The 7852-nt window shown below is 73.6% G+C and carries 7 protein-coding genes; 2 read left to right on the top strand and 5 right to left on the bottom strand.

Annotation, left to right across the window (positions count from 1 at the left end; all coding sequences use genetic code 11):
* Positions 1-5 precede the first annotated feature (5 nt).
* The 5 genes from ACFU7Y_RS35455 to ACFU7Y_RS35435 all read right to left on the bottom strand — a co-directional run bounded on the left by ACFU7Y_RS35455 (position 6) and on the right by ACFU7Y_RS35435 (position 5225).
* On the bottom strand, positions 6-1169 hold the full coding sequence (locus ACFU7Y_RS35455) for a permease (RefSeq protein WP_224283019.1): 1164 nt from the start codon (positions 1167-1169) through the stop codon (positions 6-8).
* Between the two features lie 73 nt (positions 1170-1242).
* Entirely contained in the window at positions 1243-1437 is a 195-nt protein-coding gene (locus ACFU7Y_RS35450; RefSeq protein WP_224283018.1) for a hypothetical protein, read from the bottom strand.
* Between the two features lie 99 nt (positions 1438-1536).
* Positions 1537-2970 carry an MFS transporter gene (locus tag ACFU7Y_RS35445; RefSeq protein WP_380770824.1) on the bottom strand — a complete coding sequence of 478 codons (1434 nt, stop codon included), beginning with the start codon at positions 2968-2970 and terminating at the stop codon, positions 1537-1539.
* 432 nt (positions 2971-3402) lie between these two features.
* On the bottom strand, positions 3403-4503 hold the full coding sequence (locus tag ACFU7Y_RS35440) for a CU044_5270 family protein (protein WP_224282064.1): 1101 nt from the start codon (positions 4501-4503) through the stop codon (positions 3403-3405).
* Entirely contained in the window at positions 4500-5225 is a 726-nt protein-coding gene (locus ACFU7Y_RS35435) for an RNA polymerase sigma factor (protein ID WP_380770823.1), read from the bottom strand. The genes ACFU7Y_RS35440 and ACFU7Y_RS35435 overlap by 4 nt, the downstream gene beginning before the upstream one ends.
* 148 nt (positions 5226-5373) lie before the next feature.
* Between ACFU7Y_RS35435 and ACFU7Y_RS35430 the strand changes: the two genes are divergently transcribed.
* Both ACFU7Y_RS35430 and ACFU7Y_RS35425 read left to right on the top strand, forming a co-directional pair.
* Complete coding sequence (locus tag ACFU7Y_RS35430; RefSeq protein ID WP_380770822.1) at positions 5374-6972, top strand: serine protease; 1599 nt, start codon at positions 5374-5376, stop codon at positions 6970-6972.
* A 515-nt stretch (positions 6973-7487) separates the two neighbouring features.
* Positions 7488-7808 carry a heavy-metal-associated domain-containing protein gene (locus ACFU7Y_RS35425; RefSeq protein ID WP_380770821.1) on the top strand — a complete coding sequence of 107 codons (321 nt, stop codon included), beginning with the start codon at positions 7488-7490 and terminating at the stop codon, positions 7806-7808.
* Positions 7809-7852 lie beyond the last annotated feature (44 nt).

Raw genomic sequence — 7852 nt, 5'->3', positions numbered from 1 at the left:
GAGCATCAGTGGTGGTCGTGGGCCGCGGGCCCGCCCGCGTCCGGGGCGCCGCCCATCATCCGTAGCATCGCGGCGCCGCCGGTGTGGAAGAAGCGGATGAGCAGTCCCAGCGCCAGCAGCAGGAACGCGATGTTGAGCCAGGTGGTGTAGTTCCACTCCACACCCGACATCGGGATCTCCGCCGCCCGCTGGTCCGGGATCAGGCCGAGCCCTCCGAACAGCAACTCCACCGCGTAGCCCGCCAGCACCATCGCCGGGTAGAAGGTGCCGAGCAGGAAGAGGGCCATCCGGCGGCCGTAGTACTTCCGGTAGATGTTCAGGATCGGCAGGATCAGCAGGTCGGCGAAGATGAACGCGACCACGCCGCCGAAGCTGATGCCGCCGTTCCACAGGACCACGGCCAGCGGCACGTTGCCGATCGAGCAGACGAAGGACGCGATCGCCACCAGCGGGCCGACCAGCGGGCCCCACAGCTTGGCGGCCAGGGGATGGTCGGCGAAGAAGAAGGCCTGCCAGAACGAATCAGGGACCCAGGCGGCGATGGCGCCGGCGATGAGCAGGCCGATCACCAGGTCCTTGAGGATGGCGGCCCACTCCATCACGAACACGTGCGAGACCGAGGCGAAGCCCCGCCCGGAGAGCAGCCGTCGGGCGAAGGAGCCCTCCCCGGCCACCGACATGTCCATCGCCGCATGGCCCTCCATCGAGCCCGCCCGCCCGTACGACGCCTGTTCGCGGGCCTCTCGGATCAGCCGTTCGCTCAGGAACAGCCGGAACAGCAGTGCGAGCAGCAGGATCATCACCGGTCCGCCGACGAACTCCGCCGCAGTGAACTGCCAGCCCAGCAGCAGGGCCAGGATGATGCCGAGTTCGACCACCAGGTTGGTCGAGGCGATCTCGAAGGCCATCGCCGCGGTGAAGTTCGCGCCCTTGCGGAACAGCGAGCGGGCCAGCGCGACGGCCGCGTACGAGCAGGAGGAGGAGGACGCGCCGAGGGCGGCGGCGACGGCGAGGGTGCGGGGGCGGTCGTCACCGAGCAGCCGCACGACCGTCGTCTTGTGGACGACGGCCTGGACGACGGCAGAGAGCAGGAAGCCGAGGACCAGGGCCCAGGTGATCTCCCAGGTCATCGACCCGGCGATGGACAGCGCGTGCAGGATCGCGTGCATGGTGGCGGTCCGCCTTCCCTGCGGGGCGTCGCGGGTGTCCCGGCGGCGGTCACCGTATACCTGTGGAGGGTATTCAGGAAGAACGGCGCGCCGAGCAACCGGCGCCGGCCGCGCGCGAGCCGGCCGGTTCGGCGGCAGCGGCCGCGACGGCCGAGGCCAGGCAGGCGATCAGACAGCGGGTGACGGGGTGCCGGACCGCCCGCAGCAGGACGGCCGGCGGGGTGGCGGGGGCGGCACGGTTCTCGGGGTGCATCTTCTCGGGGTGCATCGTCGAACACTCCTTCACGACGTACGGAAGCCGCACGAGAACGCCCTGCGGGGGCGGCCCCGGAGGGGGCCCGCCCCCGAGGGAGGACGGTGGACGGCCTCACGCCGCCGTCGCGGACTTCGCCTCGCGGGCCGCGCCCTCGGCGCGCGGGGTGCGCAGGGTGGCCACCGCGAGCAGGCCGCCGGCCACCGCGATCGCCGCGGAGCCGGCGAAGGCCGCGGAGAAGCCCGAGGTCAGGCCTTCGACGGTGGCGTCCGGGGTCCGGGCGCCGGCCAGTGCGGTCATCGCGGCCAGGCCGAGGGCCGAGCCGACCTGGTAGCCGGTGTTGACGATTCCGGAGGCGAGGCCGCCGTCCTCCGGGGGTGCGCTGGAGATCGCGGTGCCCAGGGAGGGGATGAAGGCGAGCGCCATGCCGATCGCGGCGAGCAGCGAGGCGGGCAGCACGTCGGTCCAGAAGTTGCCGTCCGGGCGGGCCAGTGAGAGCCCGAACAGACCGGCGCCGAGGGCCGGCATGCCGGTGACGACCAGTGCCTTGGGGCCGAAGCGGGCGATCAGTCGGGGCGCCGGGGTGATCATGATGCCCGTGATGGCGACGGTCATCGGCAGCAGGGCCGCGCCGCTGGCGAAGGCGCCGAGGTGGAGCACCTGCTGGAGGTAGAGGTTCAGGAAGAACCACATCGGCACCCAGGCCGCGGCCAGTAGGAACTGGGCGAGGTTGGCGGCGCCGAGGTTCGGCACCCTGAAGATGCTCAGCCGCATCAGCGGCTCGCGGCGCCGGCTCTGGATGACCAGGAAGGCGGTCAGCAGCACGGCCGCGCCGGCCAGCGTCAGCAGCGTCGGCGCCGAGGCCCAACCCGCCTCCGGGGCGCGGACGATGGCGTACACGGCGGCGGCGAGACCGCCGGTGACGGTGAGCGCGCCGATGATGTCGAGGCCGCCGCTGCGCCGGGGCGCGGAGGGCATCAGCGCGGGGGTGGCGAGCAGCGCGACCACGGCCACCGGGACGTTGATGGAGAACACCCACGGCCAGCTGATGTACTGGGCGATCAGACCGCCGAGGAAGACGCCCGCGGTGCCGCCGGCCGGGGCGGCCGCGCCGTACAGGGCGAAGGCCTTGGTGAGCTCCTTCGGGTTGCCGCCGAAGAGCATCATCAGCAGGGTGAGCGCCGAGGGGGCGATCAGTGCGGCGCCGAGGCCCTGGACGCCGCGGCCGGCCAGTTCGGTCGGGACGTTCCGGGCGAGGCCGGCGAGCAGCGAGCCGGCGCCGAGGATCGCCCAGCCGGCACTGAACAGGCGGCGGGCGCCGAGCAGGTCGGAGAGCCGCCCACCGAGCAGGAGCAGGCCGCCGAAGGCGACCACGTACGCGTTGAACACCCAGGACAAGTCCTCCTGGCCGAAGCCGAGGGCGTCCTTCATCTTGGGCAGGGCCACCCCGATGATCGAGGTGTCCATGATCACCACGAACTGCGCGGCGGCGATCAGCGCCAGTGCGCGCCACCTCCGGGGGTTCGGCTCGGTGTTGTCGGTTGCCATCTCCTACTCCCTACCCGCGAAGGGTGCAGACCGAGGACAGGAGGTCCACGGCAGCGGTCATCGGTCGTCAACTTCCAGCGCGGGCACGGCGAGTGCGCCGGTCGACGAAACCGGTGGGGTAGGGTTCAACCCGTCGATATCGATAGGGGTAGGGGGTATGTTCCACCGCGCGCTTCCGGCCTCGCGACCGGGCCCGGGAAGATGCCGGTGCGGACAGTCGCGACCGGCATCAACCCCGTCGACGACAAGACCCGGGAGGGGGCCGTCGGCGAGGGGCTCCCCCGCTGCCGACGGCGCTCGGCTGGGACCTGGCCGGCATGGTGGTCGACGGCGGCGACAGCCCGCCGCGGGCGGGGGGAACGGGTCATCGCGATGTCCCACCGGCTCTGAGCCTGCCGAATCCTCTGGACCTTCCGACCGCGTCCGGTCCGGTCAGCTGCCCGGCTGCTCCGGCGGGAGTTGGCCGACGCGGTCGACGGCGGCCTTCGCGAGGACCGCCGAGGTGCCGACCACCGTCCCGGCCGGCCCCGCGTCGCCGGCCTCGGTGAGGACCGTACGCTCGCCGAGGAACGCGTACGTGGTCCGGTCGAAGACCCACTGCGTCTGCTGCCCGTGCGCCGTACGGGCCACGGCGACGCCTTCGCGCCCGGTGGCGTCGACGGCCGAAGCGACCACCGTGACCCCCGGGATCCGCTCGGCGGCCCGGTAGAGCGCGGCACTGACCTGCGGCGGCGCCCAGGTCTCGGCCAGCAGGTCGCCGATCGCCGTGAAGGCCCGCTGGTCCGGGTCCTGGCCCCCGCCGCCGGCCTGTTCCCTGATCAGCTTCAGCAGGGCGTCGGGGTCGGTGGGCAGCGAGGCGACGTACGCGTGGGTCGGTTCACCGATCGACGGACCGTTCCCGCGCGGGGCCTCGGGCCTGGCGGCCTCCCCCGGTCGGTCGAGGTGGAGGACCGGCCCGTTCTCGCCGAGCCGGGAGTCGGGCCCGCCCTCTTCCCGCAGCAGACCGGGACGGCTGCCGTCGGCGGACAGCCAGACCTGCCGGGTGTGCACGGGAGCCATGGTCACGGGACCGCCTGCCGCGCTCTGAGCCGCGTAGGCGACCCTGCTCTCGACGTAGACGAACTGGTCGGCACGGACCGTCGACTGCTCCGCTCCGGCGGCGGCGAGCGCGATGCGGTCGAGCAGCCGTACCGCTTGGGAGGTGCCGGTGGCACCGCCCCCGGCCACCGCCGCGCGGTCGTGCCCGGCCGGACCCCCGGGGTCCACCGTCACGACGCCGACGACCGCGAGGGCGCAGGCGAGCGCCGGCACCGCGATCCGGACCGGACGCCGGTACCGGGCCGGACGCCGGGTGACGCCGCGCCGCGATTCGGCGGACGCGGCGGCTCTGCGCAACACCTCCCGTCTCAGCAGCAGTTGACGATCCGCGTCCAGGCCGGGCACCGCCGGCGGGGGCAGCAGCTCGGCGAGTTCGCGGCGCTCGGCCTCCGCGGAGGACGGGCGCTGCGTATCGCGCCGTGGGGTGGCGTTCATCCGTGGCTCTCCTGGATCGACTGGATCGAGTGGATCGACGGCCGGAGCGCGGGGATGCGGCCCGGTGCGGGCAGGCCGGTGACGGCGGAAGGGGTCCGGCCCTCCGCCGCGGGGGGCTTTCCGGTTCCGGCGTGCCGGTGCCGCGCCGACGTGACGCGGGCCTCGGCCCTGGCCCTGGCCTTGGCTTCGGCCCTGGCTTCCGCCTCGGTGAGTTCACGCAGGCGGGCCCGGGCCCGGGACAGCCGCGAGCGGACGGTACCGACCGGCGTGCCGAGCGCCTCGGCCGCACTCGCGTAGTCCAGCCCGGCCCACACGACGAGGGTGAAGACCTCCCGGTCGCGGCGCCGGAGCCGGGCGAGCGCGCGGTGCGCGGCACGCAGGTGCTCGACGTCCGCGAGGTGCGCGACCAGGTCGTCGGCGAAATCCGGGACGGAACCGCGTTCCGGAAGCCGGGCGAGCGCGATGTCACGGCGACGGCGGGCCCGGGCGGTGCGGCGCATGATGTTGGTCGCGATCCCCAGCAGCCACGGGCGCAGCCCGTCACCGTCGGGGTGCAGCTTCTCCCGGCCCCGCCACGCCTCCAGGAAGGTCGTCGAGACGACGTCCTCGGCCTCCGCCCAGTCGCCCGTCACGCGCAGGGCGTAGCGGTACAACACCTGGGCGTGCTCGTCGTACAGCTCGCCCAGGACGTCGGGGTCGCCGCGGCGAAGACGCGTTCTCATGAGTGCTTCCACACTCTGCCCTGCCCGGTCCGCCGCCCGGGTTCCGGTGACCTGCGTCACAGGCGCCGGCCGCCGCCCCGGGGGCCGCCCCGCTCCGGATGTGGTCCGGCTCACAGGAACTCCGGTGCCGGTCCGAGCAGTACAGAGCATGACCACGACTTCCGCACCCCGCTCCGCCCCGCGTTCCGTTCCCCGCCGGAACGCCCTCCGGGCCCTGGCCGTCGCCGTCGCCCTGGTCGGCACCTCGACTCCCGCCTTCGGCAGCGCGGCCTTCGCCGCGGGGCCGGAGACGTACACCCTCACCATCAAGCACCTGGACCGCGCCGGCCAACCGGCCGGGAAGTACCGCACCCATGTCAGCGGGGTCTTCGAGGCCGGCGGCGAGGAGTTCCTCGAACAGCAGGACGCCTCCGGTGTCACGACCGTGCGGCTGCCGAAGGGCCGGTACCTGCTGGACAGCACCCTGCCCGCGGACCAGGGGGCGGGCGGCCCGGCCTGGACGGACTGGATCGTCCAGCCGCGCCTCGACCTCGACCGGGACACCACCGTCACCGTCGACGCGCGGACCACCGCCCCCGTCGACGTCCGACCCCCGGACGGCAACGCGCGCTTCCTGCAGAGTTCGATGTTCGTCGAGGTCACGCACGAGGGTGTCACCAAGAGCGCCAACGTCGGCAACAGGTCGACGAACCTGCGCGTGGGCCACCTGGGTCCCGAGACCGAAGCCGGGGCGGTGAAGCAGTGGTACGACGCGCACTGGGCGACCGACACCGGCGGCTACCTGCTCGGCCAGACCTTCTCCGGCACCCGCGCCCTGACCGGGCTCACCCGGCAGTACTCCACGCAGGAGCTGGCCACCCTGAACATCCGTGGCGCCGCCGGACCGGGCAGCACCGGCACCGCCCTCCTCGGCGTCCTGCCGAGCAACGGGACGGTCGCCGGCGCCCCCCGGGTCATGAAGACGCCGGGCACCGCCACCTTCCTCGTCGCGCCCGAGCGCGGCACCTGGGACATCGCTGTCACCGTCCCCGGCGCCAACGATGCGGCGCCGACCTACTACTCCGCCGACCGCATTGCCGTACGAGCCGGAACCACGACCACCCACACCTTCGACGGCCCGGTCTTCGGCCCGGCACTCACCGACCGCCCCGCCGTCTCACGCGACGGCGACCGGATCACCGCGAACGTCCCGCTGCTGGCCGACGGCGACGGCCACGTGCCGTGGACCCCGTCGTTCGACACGGCCTACACCTCGCTGTACCGCGACGGCGTGCTGGTCGGCGCCGAGTCCGGTGCGGCCGGACGCGGCGAGTTCACAGTGCCCCCGGGCAAGGCCTCGTACCGCCTGGCCACCACGGTGACCCGCAAGGCCGCGACCGGCGCCACCACCCGCGTGAACGCGTCCTGGACCTTCGCCTCGGCCACCACGACCGGGCCGACGGCGCTCCCGGTGAGCGTCGTGCGGTTCTCCCCCGAGCTCAGCCTGACCGGCACCGCGGCGGCCGGCAGTCCGCTCCGGATTCCCGTCACCGTGCAGGGAGCCGCCGCGGACGGGCGCACCCGCTCGCTGACCGTCTCGGCCTCCACCGACGGCGGCGCCTCGTGGGCCCGCCTCCCGCTCGAAGCGGGCGCCGTGACGGTCCAGAACCCGCCGGCCGGCACCGGCGTCTCCCTGCGCGCCGAGCTGACCGATGCCGACGGCAACACCCTCGACCAGACCATCACCGACGCCTACCGCACCCAGTGACCCCGTCGGCCGCCTGAGGCCCCTCCGGGAACCACCGGGAACCGCCGAACCGAGCCGGCCTCGCACGGCACGGCTTGCGCACGGTTCACGGGTGGCCGGACCGCTTCCCCGGTCCGGCCACCCGTTGCGGCCGCCGGGCGCGGAGGAGTTCCCCGCTCCAGAACGTCGAGTTACCCGAATGGACCGGCGACGACGTGGCCCAGGGGAGCGTGGATGTGAGCTTCGTCTTCCACAGCGGTCGGGTGACCGTCTTCAATGCCCTCGACGAGAACGGGCTGAACTTCACCCCGCCCGCGCCGCAACAGCGGTCGCACGCTCTCCACTGACCTCAGGCGCCGAGGGGCAACAGGACTGCCACAGCACGGCGTTGACGACCGGGGCCCGGCGGGAGGCCGGGCAGGGCCGGGCTCCCGGAATCTCTGGGCATTACCCTAGGGGGGTATGGTATGTTCAGAAGCGAAGCAGCCGCCCGGACAGTCCGGCCGGCGCCGGACACCCACGACAGGAGCACACCCATGAGCGAGACCACCGTCACCGTCGAGTCCGCCGCCACCGAGGCCTCCTCCTGCTGCGGTTCGTGCGGCACCGACGCCGGCGCGGCCCCCGCCGCCGAGTCCGCCCTGACCTCGGCCTTCCAGGTCAACGGCATGACCTGCGGCCACTGCGTCACCTCGGTGACCGCCGAGCTGAAGAAGCTCCACGGCGTCACCGACGTCGCCGTGGACCTCGCCACCGGCAAGGTCACCGTCGGCAGCACCCGGCCGCTCGCCGACTCCGACGTGGCCGCCGCCGTCGACGAGGCCGGCTACGAGCTGGTCGGCCGCGCCGACGGCTGACCACCGACGTCGGCCCGGACGGGCGGGCACCACCCCGCCCGTCC

The sequence above is a fragment of the Kitasatospora sp. NPDC057542 genome, from assembly GCF_042801945.1.
Lineage (GTDB): Bacteria > Actinomycetota > Actinomycetes > Streptomycetales > Streptomycetaceae > Kitasatospora.
This window is presented reverse-complemented; position numbering and strand designations above follow the sequence as displayed.